This is a genomic window from Novispirillum itersonii (genome assembly GCF_014205675.1).
Classification (GTDB): domain Bacteria; phylum Pseudomonadota; class Alphaproteobacteria; order Rhodospirillales; family Rhodospirillaceae; genus Novispirillum; species Novispirillum itersonii_A.
Window position 1 is genome coordinate 43,218 of sequence record NZ_JACIIX010000004.1, and the last position, 22,521, is coordinate 65,738.

The 22,521-nt window shown below is 63.0% G+C and carries 21 protein-coding genes; 15 read left to right on the top strand and 6 right to left on the bottom strand.

The features are described from left to right. Nucleotides 1-3 precede the first annotated feature (3 nt). The 12 genes from FHS48_RS06865 to FHS48_RS06920 all read left to right on the top strand — a co-directional run bounded on the left by FHS48_RS06865 (nt 4) and on the right by FHS48_RS06920 (nt 13,186). A complete protein-coding gene (locus tag FHS48_RS06865) occupies nt 4-810 on the top strand; it encodes a cytochrome C assembly family protein (RefSeq protein ID WP_184262724.1) in 807 nt (268 codons plus the stop codon). Nucleotides 811-969: 159 nt separating this feature from the next. After that, entirely contained in the window at nt 970-1,980 is a 1,011-nt protein-coding gene (dusB, locus tag FHS48_RS06870; RefSeq protein ID WP_184262726.1) for a tRNA dihydrouridine synthase DusB, read from the top strand. A gap of 9 nt (nt 1,981-1,989) precedes the next feature. After that, the gene (locus tag FHS48_RS06875) at nt 1,990-3,126 is read left to right on the top strand and encodes a two-component system sensor histidine kinase NtrB (RefSeq protein WP_184262728.1); all 1,137 of its coding nucleotides are present in this window, start codon (nt 1,990-1,992) and stop codon (nt 3,124-3,126) included. Then, a complete protein-coding gene (gene ntrC / locus FHS48_RS06880) occupies nt 3,123-4,559 on the top strand; it encodes a nitrogen regulation protein NR(I) (protein ID WP_184262730.1) in 1,437 nt (478 codons plus the stop codon). Before FHS48_RS06875 ends, ntrC begins: the two co-directional genes overlap by 4 nt. 4 nt (nt 4,560-4,563) lie before the next feature. Beyond that, nucleotides 4,564-6,840 (top strand): sensor histidine kinase NtrY-like, encoded by a 2,277-nt coding sequence (locus FHS48_RS06885; RefSeq protein ID WP_184262732.1) that lies wholly within the window; start codon nt 4,564-4,566, stop codon nt 6,838-6,840. After that, complete coding sequence (gene ntrX, locus FHS48_RS06890) at nt 6,830-8,215, top strand: nitrogen assimilation response regulator NtrX (RefSeq protein ID WP_184262734.1); 1,386 nt, start codon at nt 6,830-6,832, stop codon at nt 8,213-8,215. Before FHS48_RS06885 ends, ntrX begins: the two co-directional genes overlap by 11 nt. Before the next feature lie 42 nt (nt 8,216-8,257). Further along, nucleotides 8,258-9,637: a Trk system potassium transporter TrkA gene (gene trkA, locus FHS48_RS06895; RefSeq protein ID WP_184262736.1), complete on the top strand. Its 1,380-nt coding sequence runs from the start codon at nt 8,258-8,260 to the stop codon at nt 9,635-9,637. Beyond that, nucleotides 9,637-10,305: an HAD family hydrolase gene (locus tag FHS48_RS06900; RefSeq protein ID WP_184262738.1), complete on the top strand. Its 669-nt coding sequence runs from the start codon at nt 9,637-9,639 to the stop codon at nt 10,303-10,305. Before trkA ends, FHS48_RS06900 begins: the two co-directional genes overlap by 1 nt. Nucleotides 10,306-10,420: 115 nt before the next feature. Next, a complete protein-coding gene (gene hfq, locus FHS48_RS06905) occupies nt 10,421-10,672 on the top strand; it encodes an RNA chaperone Hfq (RefSeq protein ID WP_184262740.1) in 252 nt (83 codons plus the stop codon). Nucleotides 10,673-10,788: 116 nt separating this feature from the next. Then, a complete protein-coding gene (gene hflX / locus FHS48_RS06910) occupies nt 10,789-12,075 on the top strand; it encodes a GTPase HflX (protein WP_184262742.1) in 1,287 nt (428 codons plus the stop codon). Nucleotides 12,076-12,116: 41 nt separating this feature from the next. Further along, complete coding sequence (locus FHS48_RS06915) at nt 12,117-12,386, top strand: hypothetical protein (protein ID WP_184262744.1); 270 nt, start codon at nt 12,117-12,119, stop codon at nt 12,384-12,386. Nucleotides 12,387-12,406: 20 nt separating this feature from the next. Further along, nucleotides 12,407-13,186: an inositol monophosphatase family protein gene (locus FHS48_RS06920; RefSeq protein ID WP_184262746.1), complete on the top strand. Its 780-nt coding sequence runs from the start codon at nt 12,407-12,409 to the stop codon at nt 13,184-13,186. 72 nt (nt 13,187-13,258) lie between these two features. Here FHS48_RS06920 and FHS48_RS06925 read toward each other — a convergent pair whose 3' ends face one another. The 4 genes from FHS48_RS06925 to FHS48_RS06940 all read right to left on the bottom strand — a co-directional run bounded on the left by FHS48_RS06925 (nt 13,259) and on the right by FHS48_RS06940 (nt 16,979). Then, on the bottom strand, nt 13,259-13,858 hold the full coding sequence (locus FHS48_RS06925) for a superoxide dismutase (protein ID WP_184262748.1): 600 nt from the start codon (nt 13,856-13,858) through the stop codon (nt 13,259-13,261). A 261-nt stretch (nt 13,859-14,119) separates the two neighbouring features. Further along, a complete protein-coding gene (locus FHS48_RS06930; protein WP_184262750.1) occupies nt 14,120-15,382 on the bottom strand; it encodes a hydroxysqualene dehydroxylase in 1,263 nt (420 codons plus the stop codon). Continuing rightward, nucleotides 15,379-16,176: a phytoene/squalene synthase family protein gene (locus FHS48_RS06935; protein ID WP_184262752.1), complete on the bottom strand. Its 798-nt coding sequence runs from the start codon at nt 16,174-16,176 to the stop codon at nt 15,379-15,381. The genes FHS48_RS06930 and FHS48_RS06935 overlap by 4 nt, the downstream gene beginning before the upstream one ends. Beyond that, nucleotides 16,173-16,979 (bottom strand): squalene/phytoene synthase family protein, encoded by an 807-nt coding sequence (locus FHS48_RS06940; RefSeq protein WP_221443408.1) that lies wholly within the window; start codon nt 16,977-16,979, stop codon nt 16,173-16,175. The genes FHS48_RS06935 and FHS48_RS06940 overlap by 4 nt, the downstream gene beginning before the upstream one ends. Nucleotides 16,980-17,091: 112 nt before the next feature. On the opposite strand from FHS48_RS06940, the gene FHS48_RS06945 reads away from it, so the two are divergent. Next, a complete protein-coding gene (locus FHS48_RS06945) occupies nt 17,092-17,943 on the top strand; it encodes a phytoene/squalene synthase family protein (RefSeq protein ID WP_184262755.1) in 852 nt (283 codons plus the stop codon). 51 nt (nt 17,944-17,994) lie between these two features. On the opposite strand, the gene FHS48_RS06950 is transcribed toward FHS48_RS06945, so the two are convergent. Then, nucleotides 17,995-18,858 (bottom strand): ATP-binding protein, encoded by an 864-nt coding sequence (locus FHS48_RS06950; RefSeq protein WP_311769098.1) that lies wholly within the window; start codon nt 18,856-18,858, stop codon nt 17,995-17,997. 273 nt (nt 18,859-19,131) lie between these two features. Here FHS48_RS06950 and yajC point away from each other — a divergent pair, with 273 nt between their 5' ends. Both yajC and FHS48_RS06960 read left to right on the top strand, forming a co-directional pair. Continuing rightward, a complete protein-coding gene (gene yajC / locus FHS48_RS06955) occupies nt 19,132-19,539 on the top strand; it encodes a preprotein translocase subunit YajC (protein WP_184262758.1) in 408 nt (135 codons plus the stop codon). 117 nt (nt 19,540-19,656) lie between these two features. Next, a complete protein-coding gene (locus tag FHS48_RS06960) occupies nt 19,657-20,055 on the top strand; it encodes an Mth938-like domain-containing protein (protein ID WP_221443409.1) in 399 nt (132 codons plus the stop codon). An 83-nt stretch (nt 20,056-20,138) separates the two neighbouring features. Here FHS48_RS06960 and FHS48_RS06965 read toward each other — a convergent pair whose 3' ends face one another. Then, nucleotides 20,139-22,439: a methyl-accepting chemotaxis protein gene (locus tag FHS48_RS06965; RefSeq protein ID WP_184262759.1), complete on the bottom strand. Its 2,301-nt coding sequence runs from the start codon at nt 22,437-22,439 to the stop codon at nt 20,139-20,141. Between the last annotated feature and the right edge of the window lie 82 nt (nt 22,440-22,521).

Consider the following 22,521-nt stretch of genomic DNA (forward strand, 5'->3'; position numbering starts at 1 on the left):
GCCATGTCCGCAGAAACTCTTCATTCCCTGACGGCCCTTGCCACTCTGCTGCCCGCCGTACTGCTGACGTTTCGCCCCGGGGCGAAGCGGGGCATGGCTTTTTGGGCCAGTCTTGGTCTGGCCCTGACCGGGACCACGGCCCAAAGTGCGTTTGTGCTGCGGGCGGGCTGGGTCAGCGGCCTTGCCCCGGCCCTGTGGGTGGTGATTGCCATTACCTGGGCGATGTTCCTGATCGGCGCGGTGATCCTGCGGCAGGGCTGGCGGCTGATGCCGCTGCTGGCACCTTACCTGCTGTTGCTCGGGCTGTTTGCTACGGTGTGGCAGCATGCGGTGGGTAAGCCGCTGACAATGGAATTCCCCACCGGCTGGGTGGTCCTGCATATTGCCGTCGGGGTGATGACCTACGCCTTCCTGACCTTTTCGGCGGTGGCGGCCTGCGCCGCCTTCATTCAGGAACGGGCGCTGAAACGCAAGCAGCCCAATGCCTTCAGCCGCCAGCTTCCTTCTGTGGCTGACAGCGAACATCTGTCCACCTCCATGTTGATCCATTCCGAAGTGGTTCTGGGGGTCGGTCTGCTCTCCGGGATGGCGGTGGAGTGGATGGAGCGGCACCGGCTGCTGACGCTGGATCACAAGACGACCCTGAGCATTCTGGCCTTTCTGGTGATCGGGGCGCTGTTGGCGGCCAAACGGCTGATCGGTACCCGGGGGCGGGTGGCAGCGCGGATTGTGCTGTTCGCGTACCTGCTGCTGACCCTTGCCTATCCCGGGGTGAAGTTCGTCAGCGAAGTTCTCCTCAGCCGCGCGTAAAAGCGGGGGTGGTGCGGGTGCCATTTTTTTTGGCGTCCCCCGGGTGCTTTTTCATTGCGCTGATCGCTTCTGCCTAATTACCATGCATGGTCTTGCAGGTGTGTTCCGTCTGGCGGTCTGGTGACCGGCCGACCCTTTTTTTGGATGACTGTTCCGGCTATGTCCCTTCTGCCAGCCCTGAAGATCGGCCCTCTGGTGATCGACCATCCGGCCCTGATGGCCCCGATGTCCGGGGTGACTGACCGTCCGTTCCGGCGGCTGGCCCATCGTTTCGGGGCCGGATTGGTCTATTCGGAGATGATCGCCAGCAGCCAGATGATCCGTGCCCACGCCGACACCCTGCGGATGAGCACCCCCTGTGACGACGAATTCCCGATGGCGGTGCAGCTGGCGGGGAACGAGCCGGAGGTGATGGCCGAGGCGGCGAAGATGAATGCGGATCGGGGCGCCGCCCTGATTGACATCAACATGGGTTGCCCGGTGAAGAAGGTGGTCAAGGGCTATGCCGGATCGGCCCTGATGAAGGACGAGATCCTTGCCGGGCGGATTATGGAAGCGGTGGCGAAGGCGGTATCTGTTCCGGTGACGGTCAAGATGCGTCTGGGCTGGGATGCCGATCACCTCAACGCTCCGTCTCTGGCCCGGATCGCTGAAAACAGCGGCATGCGGATGGTGACGGTCCATGGCCGCACCCGCTGCCAGATGTATACCGGCACCGCCGACTGGACACAGGTGCGGGCGGTGAAACAGGCCATTTCGCTGCCGGTGACGGTCAACGGCGATATTCTGGATGTTGAAACGGCCCGGCAGGCATTGGAACAGTCCGGGGCTGACGCGGTGATGATCGGGCGGGGGGCGCAGGGGCGCCCGTGGCTGCTCGGCCAGATCGGGGCCGCCCTGCGCTATGGCGCGGCCCCGCAGGAGCCTTCCGTGGCGGAACGGCTGGAAATCCTGCTGGAACATTTTGATGAGATCCTCGTCCACTATGGGCGGGAAAAGGGCCTGCGGGTGGCGCGGAAGCATGTTGCCTGGGGGATCCATGGTCTGCCCGGCAGCAAGGACTTCCGCGAAACCTTCCAGACCGAGGACTGCGCCGACACCGCCCGCCGCAAGATCGTTGATTTTATGTCAGCGCAGGGCGGCGGCGGTGACCGGCAGCAGGCGGCATAAGGGGGAACGATGAGCGACAGGACACCACAGGCGCGCATCGGCGCGGATCTGGGGGCGGTGCTTTCCACCCTGCCCAATGCCATTCTGGTGATTGATGACCGCACGGTCATCCGCGATGCCAATCTGTCGGCGGAACAGCTGTTTGAGGCCAGCGCCACCATGCTGCGCGACCGCCGTCTGGATGAGCTTCTGCCGGCGGATTCGATTGTCTGCGCGCTGGTGCGGCAGTCTCTGGAAACCGGAAGCCCGGTGTCGCAGCACGGGGCGGTGCTGGATTCCCTGCGCACCGGCCAGCGGGAAGTGACCTTGCAGGTTTCGCCGATGGTGGACCGCTCCGGCTGGGTGGTCTTGTCGATTGTCGAACATACTCTGGCGATGAAGATCGGGCAGCAATTGGTCCATCGCGGCGCGGCACGCTCGGTGACGGCGATGCTAGCCCACGAGATCAAAAACCCGCTGTCGGGCATCCGGGGGGCGGCCCAGCTGCTGGAGATGGTGGTCAGCGAGGAAGATAAGACCCTGACCAAGCTGATCCGGGACGAGACGGACCGGATTGTCAAACTGGTTGAGCGGATGGAGGTGTTCTCCGATGAACGGCCGCTGGAACGGACGCCGGTCAACATCCATGAGGTTCTGGAGCATGTCCGCCGGGTTGCCGAGAACGGCTTTGGCCGGGCTGTGCGATTTATTGAGCGTTATGATCCGTCGCTGCCGCCGGTCTCCGGCAACCGCGACCAGCTGATTCAGGTGTTCCTCAATCTGGTCAAGAATGCGGCGGAGGCCTGCCCGGAGGAGGGGGGGGAAGTGGTGATCAGCACCGCCTACCAGCATGGGGTCCGTGTCGCCCTGCCGGGGGCGCGGACGATGATGAGCCTGCCGCTGGTGGTCGCCGTGCAGGATAACGGCAGCGGCATCCCGGAAGACCTGCGGGAAAACCTGTTTGATCCGTTCATCACCAGCAAGCCGAAGGGCTCCGGCCTTGGTCTGCCGCTGGTGGCCAAACTGATCAATGATCATGGCGGGATCGTTGAGTTTGAGAGTACCCCCCGGCGCACCGTCTTCAAGGTGATGCTGCCAATTGTCCGCAGCCGCCCGGCCCCGGATTGGGCCGCCCCTGCCTCCACTACTGGAAATGCCACCCGATGAGCAGCACCATCCTCGTTGCCGATGACGACCACGGGATCCGGACCGTTCTGACGCAGGCCCTGACCCGGGCGGGCTATGATGTGCGGACCACCAGCAACGCCGCCACCCTGTGGCGCTGGGTCAGTGATGGCGATGGCGATCTGGTGATCACCGATGTGGTGATGCCTGATGAAAACGGGCTGGACCTGCTGCCGCGGATCAAAAAGTTGCGCCCGGACCTGCGGGTGATTGTGATGAGTGTGCAGAACACCCTGCTGACGGCGGTGAAGGCCAACGAGCGCGGGGCGTTTGAATATCTGCCGAAGCCGTTTGACCTTCAGGAACTGGTGGCGGTGGTGCGCCGGGCCCTGTCCCTGCCCAAATCGGCCCCTTCCGCCGCGGCGGTGGCCGAGGACGAGGAACGCCTGCCCCTGATCGGCCGCTCCACGGCGATGCAGGATATTTACCGCACGCTGGCCCGCCTGATGAACACCGATCTGACGGTGATGATCACCGGGGAATCCGGGACCGGGAAGGAACTGGTGGCCCGCGCGCTGCATGAATACGGCAAGCGCCGCAACGGCCCGTTCGTGGCACTGAATATGGCGGCGATCCCCCGGGAACTGATTGAGTCGGAGCTGTTCGGCCACGAGCGCGGGGCCTTCACCGGGGCCACCGCCCGGGCACAGGGCCGGTTTGAACAGGCCGAGGGCGGAACGCTGTTTCTCGATGAGATCGGCGATATGCCGATTGAGGCGCAGACCCGCCTGCTGCGGGTTCTTCAGCAGGGCGAATACACCACGGTCGGCGGCCGGTCGGCGATCAAGACCAATGTCCGCATTGTGGCGGCCACCCACCGGGACCTGACCCAGCTGATCCGGCAGGGCCTGTTCCGCGAGGATCTTTACTACCGCCTGAATGTGGTGCCGATCCGCCTGCCGCCGCTGCGGGAGCGGTCGGAGGATATCCCGGAGCTGGCCCGGCATTTCCTCAGCAAGGTTGCCGAGGAAGGGCTGCCCCTGAAGGCCATGGACAATGCGGCGATGGAGCGCCTGAAGCGCCACCGCTGGCCGGGCAACGTCCGTGAACTGGAAAACCTGATCCGCCGTCTGGCGGCCCTGCATGCCGAGGAAGTGATTCCGCTGGATGCGGTGGAGATGGAGCTGGTTAATCTGGAGGCTCCGCCGCCGCAGCAGGGGGATGTCAACGAAGGCCTGTCCGAGACCATCGAGCGGCATCTGCGGGCTTACTTCGATGCCCATCCGGGCAGTCTGCCGCCAAGCGGCCTGTATGACCGGATCCTGCGGGAGATGGAGCGCCCGCTGATTGCCCTGACGCTGGAGGCGACCCGGGGCAACCAGATCCGCGCCGCGCAGGTTTTGGGCTTGAATCGCAACACATTGCGCAAGAAGATCAAGGATCTTGAAATTTCCGGGCTGAAGGGCCTGAAGTAATCCGATGTTGCAGGCCCTCAGCCAGCTGATGAAGTCCCCCCGGTTCCTTATGCGCCTTGGGGTGTGGGGGCGGCGTATGCATCTGGGGCGGAAACTGGCGATTGGCCTGACGCTGGCGGCGCTGACCTCGGGCATTGCCACCTATGGGGTGATGACCGGGGTCTGGGCACCATCCAACCCGGATTCCAATGCCCTGCTGGTGCTGATCAATCTGGATCTGGTGCTGCTGCTGATTCTGGCGGCGGTGGTTGCCCGCCGGTTGATCCGGCTGTGGCTGGACCGGCGCAGCGGTGGGGCCGGGACCCGCCTGCATCTGCGCTTCGTCGGCCTGTTCAGCGCGGTGGCGGTGACCCCGGCGATTCTGATGGCAGTGTTTTCGGCCCTGTTTTTTGATATTTCGATCCAGTCATGGTTCGGCGAGCGGGTGCGGACCGCCCTGTCCGAATCACAGGCGGTGGCACAGTCTTACCTGCGGGAACACCAGCAGCAGATTGCCGGACAGGCGCTGGTGGTGGCGAATGACCTGCAACGCAACTGGGCCCGGCTGTCGCTGTCCCAGCAGAATCTGGAACGGTTTCTGGCCAGTCAGGGCAATCTGCGCGGGCTGACGGAAATTGTCGTCTTCGACACCGCCGGGAAAGTGCAGGCCCGGGCGGGGTATACCTTCTCGCTTCAGTTTGAGGATGTGCCGTTCTGGGCGATTGAACGGGCGCAGAACGGGGAAGTGGCGGTCCTGACCAGCGAGAACGACGACCGGGTCCGGGCGCTGATGAAGCTCGATACCTTCCCGGAGCTGTACCTGTATGTCGGGCGGTTTGTTGACCAGTCGGTCATCCAACATATTTCCCGCACCAACCGGGCGGTGAAGGATTACCAGTCCCTCCAGACCGGCCGGTCTGACCTTGTGATCAAGTTCTCGCTGATTTTCGTGGTGGTGGCGCTGCTGCTGCTGTTTGCGGCGGTCTGGGTCGGCCTGAGTATCGCCACCCGCCTGACCCGCCCGATCGGGGAACTGATTGATGCCGCCGAGCGGATGCGCACGGGAGACCTGTCGGTCCGGGTGTCCGAGATGACGGCCTCAGATGAGATCGCCGCCCTGTCACGGGCCTTTAACCGCATGTCCCGGCAGATTTTCTCCCAGCAGCAGGACCTGCTGAACACCAACCGGGTTCTCGATGAACGGAACCGCTTTACGGAAACCGTTCTTGCCGGAATGACCGCCGGGGTGATCTCCATCGCACCGGACAGTACCATCACGCTGGTCAACCGGTCGGCATCACAGCTTCTGCATCTGGAGCCGGAAGCGTTGGTCGGCTGTCCGCTGGCTGACTGCCTGCCGGAATTCGTTGATCTGCTGGAACAGGCGACCCGGCGGGAGGACCTGACGGCCCAGACCCAGATGGAGCTGACCCGCGATGGCAGCCGCCGGATCCTGCTGGTCCGGGCGGCGGGGGAAAGCCTGTCGGGGGAAGTGATCGGTACGGTGTTCACCTTTGATGACATCACCGCCCTTCAGGCCGCTCAGCGCACCGCCGCCTGGGCGGATGTTGCCCGCCGGATTGCCCATGAAATCAAAAACCCGCTGACGCCGATCCAGCTGTCAGCGGAACGTCTGGAACGGAAATACCTCAGGCAGATTGCCGAGGATCCGGAAACCTTTTCGCTCTGCACCAAGACGATCATCCGCCATGTCGGCGACATCGGCCGGATGGTGGATGAGTTTTCCTCATTCGCCCGGATGCCGCAGCCGGTGATGCGGGCGGAAAATCTGAATGAACTGCTGTATCAGGCTGTTTTTCTCCAGAGGACCGCGTATCCTGCCATCACCTTTACGCTGGAGCAGCCGGAGACGCCGGTGCGCTTGCTCTGTGACGGGCGGTTGCTGGTGCAGGCCTTCACCAACCTGTTGAAAAATGCGGTCGAGGCGATTGATGGGCGGGATAGCCCGGTTGATCCGGGGCGGATTGCGGTGGTGATGCGGGCTGATCTGCTGGAGGCGCAGCAGGTGCGCCAGATCCGTATTTCCATCACCGATAATGGCAAGGGGCTGCCGAAGGAAAACCGCTCCCGCCTGACGGAACCGTATGTGACGACCCGGGCCAAGGGGACAGGTCTTGGACTGGCCATCGTCAAGAAAGTTATGGAAGACCATGGGGCTGATCTGATACTTGAAGATGCAGAGGGGGGAGGGGCGCGCATCAGCGTGCTTCTGAGCAGTCCAATGGAAACAGAACCGTCTTTGACTGAAAACACTGGCAGCGTGACCGACCATGGCGCGTGAAATTCTCATTGTTGATGATGAGGCGGATATCCGCCTGATGCTCTCCGGTATTCTGGAGGATGAGGGATACGTCACGCGGGAAGCCGGATCCGCCGAGGCGGCCCTGTCTGCGGTGAACGAGCGTCGCCCCGGGCTGGTTCTGCTGGATATCTGGCTTGAAGGCTCGAAAATGGACGGGCTGGAGGTTCTGGAAACCATCCGCCGCGATCATCCGGATGTACCGGTGGTCATGATGTCCGGGCACGGCAATATCGAGACGGCGGTTTCCTCGCTGCGCCGGGGAGCTTACGACTTCATCGAGAAGCCGTTCAAGACCGACCGCCTTCTGGTGACGGTTGAGCGCGCGATCGAAACCACGGAGCTGAAGCGCGAAAATCAGCAGCTGAAGTCTGTTGCCGGCGGCCCTGATGATCTGCATGGCACTTCCACCGCTATCAATCAGGTCCGCAATGCCATTGCCAAGGTCGCCCCGTCCGGCTCGCGGGTGCTGATCACCGGCCCGGCCGGATCGGGGAAGGAAGTGGCGGCGCGGATGTTGCACGCCAAATCCCGGCGGGCCAATGGTCCGTTTGTTGTCGTCAACTGCGCGGCGATGCATCCGGACCGGATGGAGACCGAGCTGTTCGGCACCGATGGTGAAGGCCCGGCGCGGAAAGTCGGGTTCTTCGAACAGGCGCACGGCGGAACCCTCCTGCTGGACGAGGTGGCTGATATGCCGCTGGAAACGCAGGGGAAGATCGTCCGTGTCTTGCAGGATCAGGTATTTGAGCGCGTTGGTGGAAACACCCGGGTTTCGGTGGATGTGCGGGTGATTGCCACCACCACTCGGGACCTGCAAAGCGCGATTGTGTCCGGCGATTTCCGCGAAGATCTGTATTATCGGCTGAACGTGGTGCCGCTGAAACTTCCGGCGCTGCGGGAACGGCGGGATGACATTCCGGTTCTGGCTGCCCATATGATGGAGCGGGCGGCGGTGGCGACGGGGACAACCCCCCGGCGGATCGGGGATGATGCGATGGCGGCGCTTCAGGCCTATGACTGGCCGGGCAATGTGCGTCAGCTCCGGAATGTGATTGACTGGCTGCTGATTATGGTGCCGGGCGATAACCGCGATCCGATCCGGGCTGAAAATCTGCCGGCCGAGATCGGTTCGATTGCTCCGGCGGTGTTGCGGCTGGAAAACTCGACGGAAATCATGGCACTGCCCCTGCGGGAAGCCCGGGAAATGTTCGAGCGGGAATATCTGTTGGCGCAGGTCACCCGGTTTAACAACAATATTTCCCGCACCGCTGAATTCGTGGGGATGGAACGCTCCGCCCTGCACCGGAAGCTGAAGTCGCTGGGGGTGACCGGCGATGAAAAACCAAAGGCATAAGGCCCGCAGCCCGTCCGCTGACGATTACAGGAACTCTGACAGATGAAAGTCTTGATCTGCGGGGCCGGACAGGTCGGCCACAATATCGCACGCTATCTGGCAGCGGAAAAAACCAACGATATCACGGTCATCGATCAAAGACCTGAACTGATCCGCAAGATTCAGGATACGCTGGATGTCAAGGCCGTGGTCGGCCATGCCAGTCACCCGGATGTTCTGGAGCAGGCCGGGGCCCGTGATGCCGATATGCTGATTGCCGTCACCTATGCGGACGAGGTCAATATGGTGGCCTGTCAGGTGGCGCACTCTCTGTTCAATGTGCCGACCAAGATAGCCCGTGTCCGCAACCAGTCCTATCTTGACCCGGTGTGGGGGACTCTGTTCTGCCGGGAACATCTGCCGATTGACGTGATCATCAGTCCGGAAATTGAAGTGGCGCGGGCCGTCATTCGCCGCCTGAAGGTGCCGGGGGCGACGGATATCATCCCGCTGGCCGACAATAAGGTGCAGCTGATCGGGGTGCGCTGCCATGAGCAGACGCCGGTGGTCAATACCCCCCTGCGGCAGCTTTCGGCTCTGTTCCCCGATCTTCAGCTGGTGGTGATCGGCATTGTCCGCGATGACGTTGCCATCGTTCCGGCGTCGGAAGATCAGATGCTTCCGGGGGATCAGGTCTATTTCGTGGTCTCCACCGCCCATGTCGCCCGGGCGATGGAAGCCTTCGGGCAGGTTACCGGCGATACCCGGCGGGTGCTGATCCTCGGCGGCGGAAACATCGGCCAGTTTCTGGCCCAGTCGCTGGAAAAGAACCACCCGCAGATCTCTGCCAAGCTGATCGAGGTCAATAAGGAGCGCGCCGAGGCCGTCGCCCGTGGCCTGAACCGCACGGTGGTGCTGAACGGGGACGTTCTGGACCTTGACCTGCTACAGGAGGCCAATATCGGGTCCGTCGAGGCGGTGGTCGCCGTGACCAACGATGACGAGACCAATATCCTCGCCTCGCTGCTGGCCAAGCGCTATGGTGCCAAACGGGCGATCACCCTGCTGAACAAGACCGCCTATAACTCTCTGGTCAATCCGCTGTCGATTGATGTGGTGGTCAATCCGCGGTCGATCACGGTCTCCAACATCCTGCTGCATGTGCGGCGCGGCCGGATCCATTCGGTGCATTCCCTGCACGAGGGATTCGGGGAACTGATCGAGGCGGATGCCATGGAAACGTCGCCGCTGGTCGGCAAGCCGGTCAAGGATGTGAAGCTGCCCAACGGGGTGGTGCTGGGGGCGGTGGTGCGTGGGGATACGGTGATCACCCCGCGCGGGACGACGGTGATTGAAACCGGTGACCGGGTGGTGCTGTTTGCCGCTGCGGATGCGGTGAAGAAAGTGGAAAAAATGTTTTCCGTCCGACTGGAATACTTCTGATGGCTGCTGTGTCCTTCCCCCGGGCCGTCCTGTTCGACTGGGATAATACGCTGGTTGATACCTGGCCCTGCCTGATCGCCGCCCTGAACCGGACGCTGGTGAAGATGGGGCAGGAGCCGTGGACGGAAGCCTATGCCCGGGTTCATATCGCCAAATCCCTGCGCGACAGCTTTCCGGAGATGTTCGGGGCGCGGTGGGAGGAGGCGAGGGACTTTTTCTATAAATCCTTCGCGGAAATCCATCTGGAACAGCTGGTTCCGCTCAGCAGTGCGAAGGCGGTGCTGGAGGAGTTGCAGGGGCTTGGTGTCTGGATCTCCGTCGTCAGCAACAAAACCGGCACCTTCCTGCGGCAGGAGGCTGACCATCTCGGCTGGACCCCCTTGTTCCGCCATCTGGTCGGGGCGGGAGATGCCGAGCGGGATAAGCCGGATCTGGCCCCGGTGACCATGGCGCTGGAAGGATCCGGGATTGTGCCGGGGCGCGATGTCTGGTTTGTCGGTGACAACCGCATCGATATGGAATGCGGGCATGGGGCCGGATGCTGGCCGGTGCTGATCAACCCCGATCCCCCGGGAGGCGATCACTTCGTGCCCTACACTCCCGGGCAGGTATTTCGCAGTTGCGATGAGTTTCTTATCTTCTTGCGAAATCTTGCAGTTTCCAAGTGACCTTAGAAATGATACCAAAGGAGCCCCGGATGCGTGATGCCGGGGTTTAAGCCGGATGCTCCGGCAACACACGACCCCTACAGGGGCAACAATAATCAGCGGAAGGTGTGAAGACATGTCGAATGAAAAGACACAGAACGTGCAGGATGTTTTCCTCAATTATATCCGCAAGAACAAGACTCCTGTGACCGTGTTCCTGGTGAACGGGGTTAAGTTGCAGGGTATTGTCACGTGGTTCGATAACTTCTCGCTGCTGCTGCGTCGGGACGGGCATACTCAGCTTGTTTACAAGCATGCCATTTCCACCATCATGCCGGGCGGTCCGATTCAATTGTTTGAACCCAACAAGGATGATGGCGACGCCTGAGGCGGCCAACCCTTGTCCGGGGCTCTGAAAGTTTCCGAGTGTCTGAAGACTCGCGTAATGCTCCCGTAAAAGCGTGTGTGATCCACCCGGCCCTGCGAAAAGGGCCGGGGGTTTCCATGCGTGATCCGCAGGCCCGGCTTGAAGAAGCCGTTGGCCTTGCCCTCGCCATCAACCTTGACATCGTTCTGTCAGAAGTGGTGCCGGTTTCGGCGCTCAAGCCTGCCACCTATCTGGGGGGTGGTGCGGTCGAGCGTCTGGCACAGGAACTTGCTGACGCCGATATCAGCGTTGTCATCATGGACTGCCACCTGACCCCGGTGCAGCAGCGTAATCTGGAACGGGACTGGAAGGTGAAGGTCATTGACCGCACCGGCCTGATCCTTGAAATCTTCGGGGAGCGTGCCCGCACCCGCGAAGGTCAGCTTCAGGTGGAACTGGCCCATCTCAACTATCAACGGTCCCGTCTTGTCCGGTCGTGGACCCACCTTGAGCGTCAGCGGGGCGGCTTCGGCTTCCTTGGTGGTCCGGGGGAAAGCCAGATTGAAATTGACCGCCGCCTGATCGGTGAGCGGGTTGCCCGCCTGCGGAAGGAGCTGGAAGAGGTCAAACGGACCCGCCATCTGCACCGTCAGGCGCGTCGTCGGGTGCCGTACCCGATCGTGGCGCTGGTTGGCTATACCAACGCCGGAAAATCGTCCCTGTTCAATACCATGACCAAGGCCGAGGTCTTCGCAGAGGATCTTCTGTTCGCGACGCTGGACCCGACCATGCGGGCTCTGGAGCTGCCATCAGGCCGTAAGATCATCCTGTCCGATACCGTCGGCTTCGTCTCTGACCTGCCGCATGAACTGGTTGCCGCTTTCCATGCGACGTTGGAAGAGGTGCTGGAAGCGGACGTGGTGGTTCACGTCCGCGACATCGCTCACCCCGACAGCGAAGCCCAGAAGGCGGATGTAGAGCGGGTTCTGAAGCAGGAACTGGGGCTGGAAGAGGAGGTCGAGCACGGCCTTCTGGAAGCCCTGAACAAGATCGACCTGCTGGATGAGGATGGCCTGACCGAGGTGCGGACCCTTGGCAGCCGCAGTGACTCACTGGTACCGGTTTCCGCCCGCACCGGCGAAGGGCTGGACCGGCTGATGCGGACCATCGACGAGCGTCTGAATCTCGCCCGGGTGGTGCTGGAAGTGACGGTGCCGGTGCAGGATGGGGCAACGCAGGCATGGCTGTACCGCCGTGGCGAAGTGCTGTCGCGCACCGATGCTGATGATGTGGTGACGTTTCTGGTCCGCCTTGATCAGGCTGATGCCGGACGGTTCTCCGAACGGCGGGAGAAAGAGGATGCCTGGGCCTCCGGTCCATGGGATTCCCTTGCCCAGCAGGCTGACGGCGACACAACACCCTGAGCCCGGGTTTCCGCCGGGAATAAGCAGGAGGGCCCGTTCCGATGGCAACGACCGCCGCCCAGACCCGTTGGCGGAACCGGAACCGTTTCAGCAAAAAACAGCTGAACGTGATGGCCCGTCTGGAAACCCATCAGGCCCTTGAAGACATCGCCTCTGCCTTTGCCCTGCGGGGCAAGGCGGAGGCGGTGACGTTTTCCTGCTTCGTGCTCCGCTGGCTGATGCAGCAGCAGGACCTGAATGAGGAAGCCCGCCGTCTGCTTGCGTTATTGACCGAGTCCTATCATAACGACCGGGATATTTACGCTCCCTGATTCTCTGGCTGACGGTTCCGATGATCCCGCCTTTTGACCATGTTGCCGCCCTGATCCGGGATGTCGCCCATCGGGAAATCCTGCCGCGCTTCAAAACGCTGGGGGCGGAAGCGATTCATGCCAAATCCCACGCCAATGATCTGGTGACGGATGCCGATCTGGCAGCCGAAAAGGCACTGACGGCCGGTCTGCTTGCTCTGCTGCCCGGATCGCGGGTGGTGGGGGAGGAAAGCGCCTATGACGATCCGGCGCTGCTGGACCGGCTGCGGGACGCAGGCTGGATCTGGATCGTCGATCCGGTTGATGGCACATCCAATTTTGTGCATGGCCGACCCACGTTTGCCGTGGCGGTGGCGTTGGTACGGGATGGCCAGACCGTGGCCGGATGGCTGTATGCGCCGATTGGCGATGAAATGATCCATGCTGAACTGGGCAAGGGAAGCTGGAGCGCGGACCGCAGGCTGACCGTGGGCGCACCGGACCGCCCCCTGTCGGCGCTGACCGGCAATGCGGGATATCGAGTTCCCGCGGCCCTTCAGGGGCGGATCGGGCAGCAGATGCGCCATGGCAGTGCCGCCCATGATTACATGGCGATTGCGACCGGACGGATGGATTTCGCGGTGTTCCGCCGCCTGATGCCGTGGGATCACGCGGCGGGCGTCCTGATCTGTCAGGAGGCCGGGGCCTACGTTGCCCTGCTGGATGGCAGGCCCTATGCCCCCAGCATCCGCGAAGGCGCCATCCTGACGGCACCGGGGATCATCCCCTGGCAGCAGATGGCAGCCGCCCTGAAGCCCTGAAACGCTTCAGCCCTGACAGCAAAAAGCCCCGCCAGATGATCTGACGGGGCTTTTCTATGGCTTCAGAACGGATTACTTCGCGTTCTTGAAGTTTTCGTTGACGAAATCCCAGTTGACCAGATGGTCGAGGAAGGTCGCCAGGAAGTCCGGACGGCGGTTCTGGAAATCCAGATAGTAGGCATGTTCCCACACGTCGCAGGTCAGCAGCGCGGTCTGGCCGTGCACCATCGGGGTTTCGGCGTTCGGGGTCTTGGTGATCTTCAGTTCACCGTTTTCGACCACCAGCCAGGCCCAGCCGGAACCGAACTGGGTGGCGCCAGCCTGCTTGAAGGCATCCTTGAAGGCATCATAGGAACCGAAGGCGGCGTTGATGGCATCGGCAATCGCACCGGTCGGGGCGCCGCCGCCATTCGGCTTCATGCAGTTCCAGAAGAAGGTGTGGTTCCACACCTGCGCGGCGTTGTTGAACACGCCGGCGTTCTTGTCCTTCCAGGAGGACAGAATCACGTCTTCCAGCGCGGCATCGGCCTGCGGGCTGTCCTTCAGGAGGTTGTTCAGGTTCACCACATAAGCGTTGTGGTGCTTGCCATGATGGAAGTCGAAGGTCTGGGCCGACATATGGGGCTCCAGAGCGGTCTTGTCATACGGCAGGGCCGGAAGTTCAAAAGCCATAACAAACCTCTCTCTATCCACGAAGGTCCCGGCAGGCTGTGTGCTGCGGAGATGGCGAAAACATAGGGGGAGAGTCGGCTTTTGTGAAGCCCGGAGTTTGAAGAATCCCAGAGATTGAACGGTTCAGCAGGTTTTTTGCATGTTCGGAAACCATAGTGGTTTCAGTAGACACCAAGACCGGCTTTGCTGTTGAAAAGGTTCTAACTTTTTAAAAACAGGGCATTTTCTTCGAACGGGCATCATCTACGTGATTGGTACAGCTCACGGTCGAAGGTGCCGTATTACCGCCAGCGCAGCCATCCGGCCGGAGCGGGCTGCCCCTTCGAGGGTACAGGGTAATCCGGTCTGTACCCAGTCTCCGGCCAGCCACAGGGTTTCCGGCCACCCGGAGACGGTGGGGCGGGTCTGTGGGCGCAGGCGGTCGGTGTCCGGGGTTTGCAGCAGGGTGGCCCGGCGTTCGGTCAGCAGGCGGGCGTCCGCCGGGCACCGTAGGGGAAGGTCGGGATAAACCTGCCGGATCTCCCGCCACACGGTCCCCGGAAGATCTGGATCCGCGAGAAGATCCGCCCGGGGAGCACTGATGGTGACGGCACAGTGGCCGGGGCGGCGGAGGATCCATTCCGCTGCCCCGCCGCACAGGCCGGTGAGCTCCGCCAGAATCTCCGGCCCCCGGTCCGGCATGGGATAGTGCAGGTTCAGGATCGGACTTTGCGGCAGATCGGGCAGCAGATCGGGCAACAGGCGGTGGGCCTGCGCCGGATCGATTGCTAAAATCACCGGATCCCGACCGCAAAAAACCGGCCCGGCGGGGCCAGACAGGCGAAGCCCCTCCGGGGTCTGCTGAAGTTCAGAAACCGCAGACCGCAGGCGGATTTCTACCCCGGCGGCAGACAGGGCCTCGGTCAGGGGCGTAATCAGATCCTGCTCCAGAGATGTGCGGCACAGCAGCGGGGACAGGGCCTGACCACCCCGATAGAGGCTGTCCCGGAGGGTGCGGCGCAGCAGGGGCAGAGAAGCGATCTCTGCCGGAGTGTTGAGTAGTGCAACCGTCAAAGGGCCGATCAGACGGCGTCCGGCGACAGACCGGAGATCCAGAGCTGCCCCGACTGTGTCGGCACGGCTGGTTTCCAGCGTCAGCAGAGCGCGCAGATGGCCGGTCAGGCCCAGCCCGGCCACCCGGCGGGTGGGGTCCAGCAGCCACCCCGGCCAACGTCCGGCACCGGGATAGAGGTTCCAGTCCGTTCCCTCTGCCAGATCCCGGAAGCGGAACCGGGGCGGCAGCCGGATCCAGTCTTCAGCCCGGCCATAGCGGCGGATCAGGCCGCAGACCGTGTCATTCCCGGACAGAAGCAGATGGGTGCCCCGGTCCCGGCGCGGCGCTCCGGGGGCCGGAGACCAGCCCCCGCACCGGCCGCCGGGGCGGCTGTTAGCATCATACAGGCGGGGGCGCAGCCCCTGCTCCTGAAGGAACAGGGCGGCGCTCAATCCGGCCAGTCCGGCCCCGATGATGTGCACCGATGTCATCGCCAGCTGTCCACGAGGGTACGGGTAGCAACCCGGATCAACCGCCATCGCGGGATCCTGACCGGATTCCTCAGGACGGATGGAGAGAACCCCCGGTGACAGAGTTCCCGTAAAAGATCCTGATAAATCAGAATAAACCCGGTGGCGGCGGCCATCTTCCGCTGCCGCTGACGGGGCAGGGTCGCCCGTTGCATCAAACACTGCCGGAACAGCCGCCCGGCTTCTGCCGCCAGCTCTTCCGGGGCCATTCCGGCGGGAAGATAGCAGCGGCCCCGGTCCCGGTCTTCGGCGAGATCCCGCAGGATGTTGGTGTATTGCAGGGCGCGCCCGGCGGCCTGCGCAAAACCGGGCGGGTCGGAGGGCGGGAAGCCGCTCAGGCACAGGATCAGGGTTCCGACCGCACCGGCAACCCGGTCGCAATACCGGTTCAGTTCCGCCTGCGACGGATGGGACAGCGGATTGGTAATATCCTGCTGGCATCCTTCAATCACCGCCAGCAGGGCAGGCATGGGCAGGTCATACCGCTGCCGCAGGGCAAAAACGGCCCGGGCCAGCACCGGATCATCCGGGTTTTCTCCACTGTCGAGCGCCCTCTGCCAGACCTGCAACCGGGCAAGCCCTCCGCCGGATCCATCGTCGGCGCAATCGTCAACGGCCCGGCAGTACAGATACAGAATGGTCAGGGACTGCCGCAGCGCCGGAGGCAACAGGAAGATCAGATGCCGGAAGCTGGATCCGCTGCGGTGCAGGCGCGGGGCGAGGGCTTTCGCGAAGGAACGGAGATCCGAGGTCATGCCCGCCACCGTAGCCGCAGAAACAGAAAGAGGCCATGGCCGACGGCGGCAGACAGGCTGAAAAAGCCAAAGTGCGGGGGCTGGCGCCAGTCTCTCCGCCGCCGCAGCAGCCCGGCCAGCCGGTCGGCGCAGGCCAGTGTCACCGCCGCCTGAAAGGCAAGGCGGGGATCGCGGATCTGCCGGATCAGGGGGCGGGCGGCGGTCAGGAGCGGGCGGGTTTCCGCCAGCATCCGGGCCAGCACCGGGGCCGGATCCTGCCCGGCCTCCCTCAGCCAGTCCAGTGGCAGATAACTGCGGCCAAGGGTCTGCCGGTCGGCCTCGGCATCGCCGATATGATTCAGCAGTTGCAGGGCGGTGCACAGGGCGTCGGCGGCAGCGGCGGCGTGCTGATCGTCCCCGTCATGCAGGATCAGCAGCATCCGCCCGACCGGAGCCGAGGACCGGCGGGCAGAATGCAGGGTCGCGGCCCAATCCGGGCAGGGTGGGTTGGCGCAGTCTTCGGCAAAGGCATCAATCAGGGCTTCAGCGCAGGGGGCAATCTGTGTCGGCAGGGCGGATGCGGCCTGCCGGAAGGCTGACAGGGCGGCCCTCTTTTCCGGGACCGGAAGGCCGGGCGCATCCGCCAGATCGTCAGCCGCCCTGACCAGCTGATAGAACCGCCGGACCGTGGGCCGGTGCCGCCGGGCCAGCAGCATCGCCACCGGAAACGCCTCGTCAGACTCTGTCTTTCCGGCAGAGGAAACAGGAAGCCTGCAAGGGGCAGCAGCACTCTTTGATTGACCGGACTGATTAAAAAGTGTCATTCGGGGATCCCTATTCCGCCGCGCATCCCTATATACCGGGAAGACGGCGGGTCCGGCACGGCCGGGTCCTGCGGATACTCTTGTGCCAGACGATAAACGAGCCCCCCTGTCGATGACCACCCCCGTTCTGTCTTCCATTGCCGACGACCTGCGTCAGCGTGACCCGGACCGCTTCTTCACCAGCCTGCTGGCCCCGGCTGACCGTCGGGATGACCTGATGGCGCTCTATGCACTGGATGCCGAACTGCGGCAGATCCGGGCGCTGGTGTCGGAACCGATGCTGGGCCGGATACGCCTGCAATGGTGGTTCGAGCGGGTGTCGGCCTTGCAGACCGGAGAGGAACAGCCGAGCGGCCCGCCGCTGATGTATGCGCTGGATGCGCTGATCCACCGCACACCGATGCCGGAAAAACGCTTCTGCGACTATTTCTGTGGCCGCAGTAATGACATGGAGGAAGCGCCGATCCTCGATACGGCATTCTTCCAGCACTATACGCAAGGGGTGGGCGGCAGTCTGGCGGTGCTGGCTTACCGCGTGCTCGGCGGTGATTTCGATCATCCTGCGGCCGAGGCTGCCCGCCTCAGCGGCGCGGTGTGGGAAACCGCCTATGTTCTGCGGTCGGTGCTTCAGCACAGCCAGAAAGGTATTATGATGCTGCCGCTGGCGGATCTGCCGGAAGCGATCCTGTCTTCCAGTGATATTGACAGCCCGGAGGCGGTGCGGTCTTTGGGGCCGCTGATGGTGCAGCTGGCGCAGCAAGGACTGGATCAGGCCCGGCAGGCCCGGGCCCTGTGCCCACGCCCGCCGGAAGGAACGCTGGCGGCATTTCTGCCGATGGTCATCGCCGAGGCGTGGCTGACCCGGCTGGTGCGCAATGGCGGTGATCTGCTGGATGCCCGGCTGGCCCTGCCGCACCGCCGCCCGCTGGTGATGCTGTGGCGGCGGATGCGGGGGGTCTACTAGGAGATTCCTGATCCATCCCTGAGCCCCCCGTCTCCGAAGCGCCCCGGCTGATCAGCCAAGGGCGATGCCCTGACGTCCGGCGAGATCCTGAATATACTGCCACGCCACGCGGCCGGAGCGGCTGCCCCGGGTCATTGCCCATTCCACCGCTTCGCGCTTCAGGTCTTCTTCGCTGATCGTCAGGCCAAAAGCCGCGACATAGCCCCGCAGGACATCGAAGTAGGTATCCTGATTGAAGTTGTGGAAGCCAAGCCACAGGCCGAAGCGGTCAGACAGGGAAACCTTTTCCTCCACCGCTTCCCCGGCATGGATCGCCGTGGACTGTTCGTTCTCGATCATCTGCCGGGACAGCAGATGGCGGCGGTTGGAGGTGGCATAGAAGATCACGTTCTTCGGGCGGCCTTCGACCCCACCTTCCAGAACCGCCTTCAGGGATTTATAGCTGTTGTCATCCTGATCGAAAGACAGGTCATCGCAGAACAGGATGCAGGGGCGACCGCTGGAACGCAGCAGGGTCAGCAGCTGCGGCAGGGTGGGGATGTCTTCCCGGTGGATTTCCACCAGCGCCAGCCGTCCGTCGGTGGCGGCATTGACAGCGGCATGCACCGCCTTGACGAGGGAGCTTTTGCCGGTGCCGCGTGCCCCCCACAGCAGGGCATTGTTGGCCGGAAGGCCTTTTGTGAAGCGCAGGGTGTTGTCAAACAGTTGCTGCTGTTGCAGTTCAACACCTTTCAGCAGCCCGATATCAACACGGTTGACCTGTAGGATCGGTTCCAGCCACTGGCGGTCAGCATGCCAGACGAAGGCGTCGGCCGTGTTCAGGTCGTTGGCGGGCAGGGCCGGAGGGGCCAGCCGTTCGAGGGCTGACGCGATCCGTTCCAGAACGGGCAGAAGATCGGGGTTGAAGGTGGTCACTGGCAACCTCATCTGATGCGGAACAGGGGCGGGGACGGTAACACAGCCCTCCGGGCTTTCCCAAGGGGGGTTCTGTGGGAAACCGCAGGGGCAATCATGGGAATGTTGCTGATTTAAGATGTCTGCACCTGATTGCCCTTCAGGCGGCATGTCCTCCGGTTTGGCTTTGCTTTCGCGTATTGTCCCGGTATAGTCCCGCCAACCCGTATCCCTCCGGCACGCGTGGCCTGTTGTGGCCCGCCGGGGGCTGACTGACCCAGTGGAGATTTCCTGATGTTCATTTCGCCAGCCTATGCTCAGGCCGCTGCTGCCCCGGGTGCCGAAGCCGGTCTCATGCAGTTTGCGCCGCTGGTTCTGATCTTTATCGTCTTCTACTTCCTGCTGATCCGTCCGCAGCAGAAGCGCATGAAGGCCCACAAGGAGATGCTGTCTGCCGTCAACCGCGGTGACCGTGTTGTGACCAACGGCGGCATCGTCGGCGTGGTGCAGAAGGTGAACGAAGGCGAGAACGAGCTGGTCGTTGAAATCGCCGAGGGCGTGAAGGTGACCGTGATGCGCGACATGATCGCCGCCGTCACCTCCAAGACCAAGCCGGTTTCCGGTCAGCCGGCGGCTCCGGCCAATGATGCCAAGACCGAAGAAAAGCCGAGCGGCCTGAAGAAGCTGTTCGGCGGCAAGTAAGACCGGCCCGGTCTGTTGCCCGTCTGAAAAAAAGGAAGGTCGTGCCGCTGGCGCGGCCTTCTTTTTTGCTCCATATCTGCGGGGCTTCCTCCGTCCTTCCTGTCTGGGACTGCCGCCATGAAAAATTCCTCCTCCGGCTTTATGGATATCACCCCGGCGATCCCGGAAGGGCGGCAGGTGATCAGTGCCTATGGCGATGGCCGGTTCCGGATTTCCGGAACGGTGTGGGAGCAGCCGGTGCTGGTGTTTCCGACCCGGACCATTCCGTGGGAGGTCAGCACCCTCTCTGATGTCACGGAAGACAGTCTGGCCGCCGTTTTTAGCGCTGATCCGGCGGTGGAGGTGCTGCTGCTGAGCACCGGCCTGAAGATGGCCCTGCCGCCGCCAGCCCTGCGGCAGGCCTTGCAGGCGCGGGGGCTGGCCTTTGATGTAATGGATACCGGGGCCGCCTGCCGGACCTATAACGTGCTGGTGGCGGAAGACCGCCGGGTGGCGGTGGCCCTGCTGCCGGTGTGATCCCGGCCGGGATATAAGACAGAAAAAGGCGGCTCCCGGCGGGCCGCCTTTTTCTGTCTATCGTTCCTCCTGATCCGGCCGGATCAGGAATGCATGGACTTCAGGAATTCACCGACCCGGCTGTCCAGACCGCTGGCCTGACCGGACATGCTGTCCGCCGCATGCTTGACCGTATTTGCCGCCGATTCCGCCTGATCGCTGACCGTCAGCACCGCGTCCATATCGTTGGCCATGCCGTGGCTGTCGTCTGATGCCTTGGAGACGGAAACCCGGATCTGCTGGGTGAAAGCGCTCTGGTCTGCCACGGCGGAGGAAATGGCGGTGGTGATCTGTTCCATCTCGGCGATGGTTCCGGCCACCTGTTCAATCACCTGCGCCGCCTCGGTGGAAGCCTCCTGCACATTGCGGATCAGGGTGCCGATGTCTTCCGTCGCGGTACTGGTCTGGTGCGCCAGCTGTTTCACCTCGTTGGCAACCACGGCGAACCCTTTGCCGATTTCTCCGGCGCGGGCGGCCTCGATGGTGGCATTCAGCGCCAGCAGATTGGTCTGATTGGCGATGGAGGAAATCAGGCGGGTGGCCTCGCCGATCCGGCTGACCGCATCTTCCAGCCCGGTGATGACCAGTCCGGCTTCCCGGGCCTGCTGAACGGCGCGTTCGGCGACGGTGGTGGCATCATGCACCCGCTGCTCAATCCCCTCGATCACCTGCACCAGTTGCGCGGTGGCCGAATGGATGGTCTGGACGTTGTTAATGGTCTGGCGCACCGCTTCCGATGCCGCACCGGACCGCTGACGGACATCACCGACCGAAGACGTCATGCCATGGGCGGCTGTCGCAAGCCGGGCGGCGGCCATCTGTACCACCTGTGCCACGCCTTTGACCTCCTTCTCGAAGTCGTCGGCCAGCTGCACATAGGAAGAGACGTCATCCCAGTTGATCATCGCCCCCAGAAAACGCCCGGAGCGGTCGTAAATGGCGCTGACGGTGCTTTCCACCGTGACATCCCCACGCCGGAACTTGACGGCATAGGGAAGCTGTGCCGGATCGGCCAGACGGTCGGGGATCACCGCCGGATTATCGAGGAACACAGACACCGGCTTCCCGACAATCTCTTCCGCCGGGCAGCCGATGTGATCCTGCATCCGCTTCAGCAGGGCAATCGCCGCATCGTTGGCATAGGTGATGGTCTGCCCCTGCGGGTCGCACAGCATGACGCGGGCGGGCTGTACCCCAACCATCTGCCGCAGGCGGTAGGCTTCCGACACCGAGGTTTTCAGGGTGCCGAGGGCCCGCGCCATGCTGCCGATCTCATCCCGCCGCCCCATGCCGGGGACGTGGGTGGCGTCATCCCCTCCGGCAAGGTCCAGCAGGGCAGCGCTGATGGCATTGATCGGGCGGTAAATGGAATTGGCAATTGCCATCGACAGGGCGGCAATCAGCAGGGCGACGGCCACCGCCCCGATCAGCATGATCCGCTTGGTGACGGCGCGGCCGGTTTCGGCATCCCGCTCCGCTTCGGCGGCGTGGCTGCCAGCGGTGGTGATCGCGGCATCGGCCAGTCCGGTCAGGGTCCGCAGGGTCTGCTGAAGGCTCTCCAGCGATGTTTTCCGGCGGTTGACCGCCTCGGTATAGCTTTTCAGGGCTTTGGAATAGCGGGTGATTTCGCCGGACAGCGCGGTTTTGGTCTCCTGCCCGAAGGAGAACCCGAAAATCTGGAAGTCCAGCTCATTGGCTGTTTTTTTCAGTTTTCCGAGGCTGTCATCATTGGGATCGATCAGAAACTGCTGCTCAAACCGTTTCAGCCGTTGCAGAACCCCCATCAGGCTGCCGACATTCGGCCATTGGGAGAATTCCGTTTCGATGGCGGCCACCGGTTTCGACAGGTCCCCCCGGATCCCGGTGTCGGCGGACAGGCCGATGGCCAGCGTCTGATCGGCATAGGCGGTGAAGGCGTCTTCCGAACGGTTCAGCATCTCCTGCATCTGTTGCAGGGCATCGGTCATGCCGGAGGCGGCGATGTCGGCCTGCGTGAAGCCGAGGGCCCGGTCGATATCAGCCCGGGCGGTTGCCAGCTCTTCCGAAAAATCCTTCCGGGCCTGATCCGGGGCCTGCGTGAAGCGGGTCACCGCCAGCTCCATCCCGACGATATGGCGCTGTGCTTCCCGGGTGGCGGTGGCAAGAGAGGCCATCACCGTGCTGCGGATGCGTAAGGAATCCTGTGCCGCATCGCTGATGAAATGAACGGCTCCACCACCGATCAGCCCCAGCATTCCGAGGCCAAAGATCAGATAGATACGGACCGCGATGGGAAACCGGGCCCAGAATGACTGCGATCCGCCGTCACGGGGCGGACGGGTACGGGCGGAAGGGGATGCCTGCATCGTCATAATCCAAAAGTCGAAGCCTGCCGCCCGTCCTCTCCCCCCCTGGGAGACCGACTGCCAGCAGGCCCGACCGGATGTG

Coding starts and splice junctions, on each gene's coding strand:
- FHS48_RS06865 (WP_184262724.1), top strand. CDS start 4: ATGTCCGCAGAAACTCTTCATTCCCTGACGGCCCTTGCCACTCTGCTG.
- dusB (WP_184262726.1), top strand. CDS start 970: ATGTCCCTTCTGCCAGCCCTGAAGATCGGCCCTCTGGTGATCGACCAT.
- FHS48_RS06875 (WP_184262728.1), top strand. CDS start 1,990: ATGAGCGACAGGACACCACAGGCGCGCATCGGCGCGGATCTGGGGGCG.
- ntrC (WP_184262730.1), top strand. CDS start 3,123: ATGAGCAGCACCATCCTCGTTGCCGATGACGACCACGGGATCCGGACC.
- FHS48_RS06885 (WP_184262732.1), top strand. CDS start 4,564: ATGTTGCAGGCCCTCAGCCAGCTGATGAAGTCCCCCCGGTTCCTTATG.
- ntrX (WP_184262734.1), top strand. CDS start 6,830: ATGGCGCGTGAAATTCTCATTGTTGATGATGAGGCGGATATCCGCCTG.
- trkA (WP_184262736.1), top strand. CDS start 8,258: ATGAAAGTCTTGATCTGCGGGGCCGGACAGGTCGGCCACAATATCGCA.
- FHS48_RS06900 (WP_184262738.1), top strand. CDS start 9,637: ATGGCTGCTGTGTCCTTCCCCCGGGCCGTCCTGTTCGACTGGGATAAT.
- hfq (WP_184262740.1), top strand. CDS start 10,421: ATGTCGAATGAAAAGACACAGAACGTGCAGGATGTTTTCCTCAATTAT.
- hflX (WP_184262742.1), top strand. CDS start 10,789: ATGCGTGATCCGCAGGCCCGGCTTGAAGAAGCCGTTGGCCTTGCCCTC.
- FHS48_RS06915 (WP_184262744.1), top strand. CDS start 12,117: ATGGCAACGACCGCCGCCCAGACCCGTTGGCGGAACCGGAACCGTTTC.
- FHS48_RS06920 (WP_184262746.1), top strand. CDS start 12,407: ATGATCCCGCCTTTTGACCATGTTGCCGCCCTGATCCGGGATGTCGCC.
- FHS48_RS06925 (WP_184262748.1), bottom strand. CDS start 13,858: ATGGCTTTTGAACTTCCGGCCCTGCCGTATGACAAGACCGCTCTGGAG.
- FHS48_RS06930 (WP_184262750.1), bottom strand. CDS start 15,382: ATGACATCGGTGCACATCATCGGGGCCGGACTGGCCGGATTGAGCGCC.
- FHS48_RS06935 (WP_184262752.1), bottom strand. CDS start 16,176: ATGACCTCGGATCTCCGTTCCTTCGCGAAAGCCCTCGCCCCGCGCCTG.
- FHS48_RS06940 (WP_221443408.1), bottom strand. CDS start 16,979: ATGACACTTTTTAATCAGTCCGGTCAATCAAAGAGTGCTGCTGCCCCT.
- FHS48_RS06945 (WP_184262755.1), top strand. CDS start 17,092: ATGACCACCCCCGTTCTGTCTTCCATTGCCGACGACCTGCGTCAGCGT.
- yajC (WP_184262758.1), top strand. CDS start 19,132: ATGTTCATTTCGCCAGCCTATGCTCAGGCCGCTGCTGCCCCGGGTGCC.
- FHS48_RS06960 (WP_221443409.1), top strand. CDS start 19,657: ATGAAAAATTCCTCCTCCGGCTTTATGGATATCACCCCGGCGATCCCG.
- FHS48_RS06965 (WP_184262759.1), bottom strand. CDS start 22,439: ATGCAGGCATCCCCTTCCGCCCGTACCCGTCCGCCCCGTGACGGCGGA.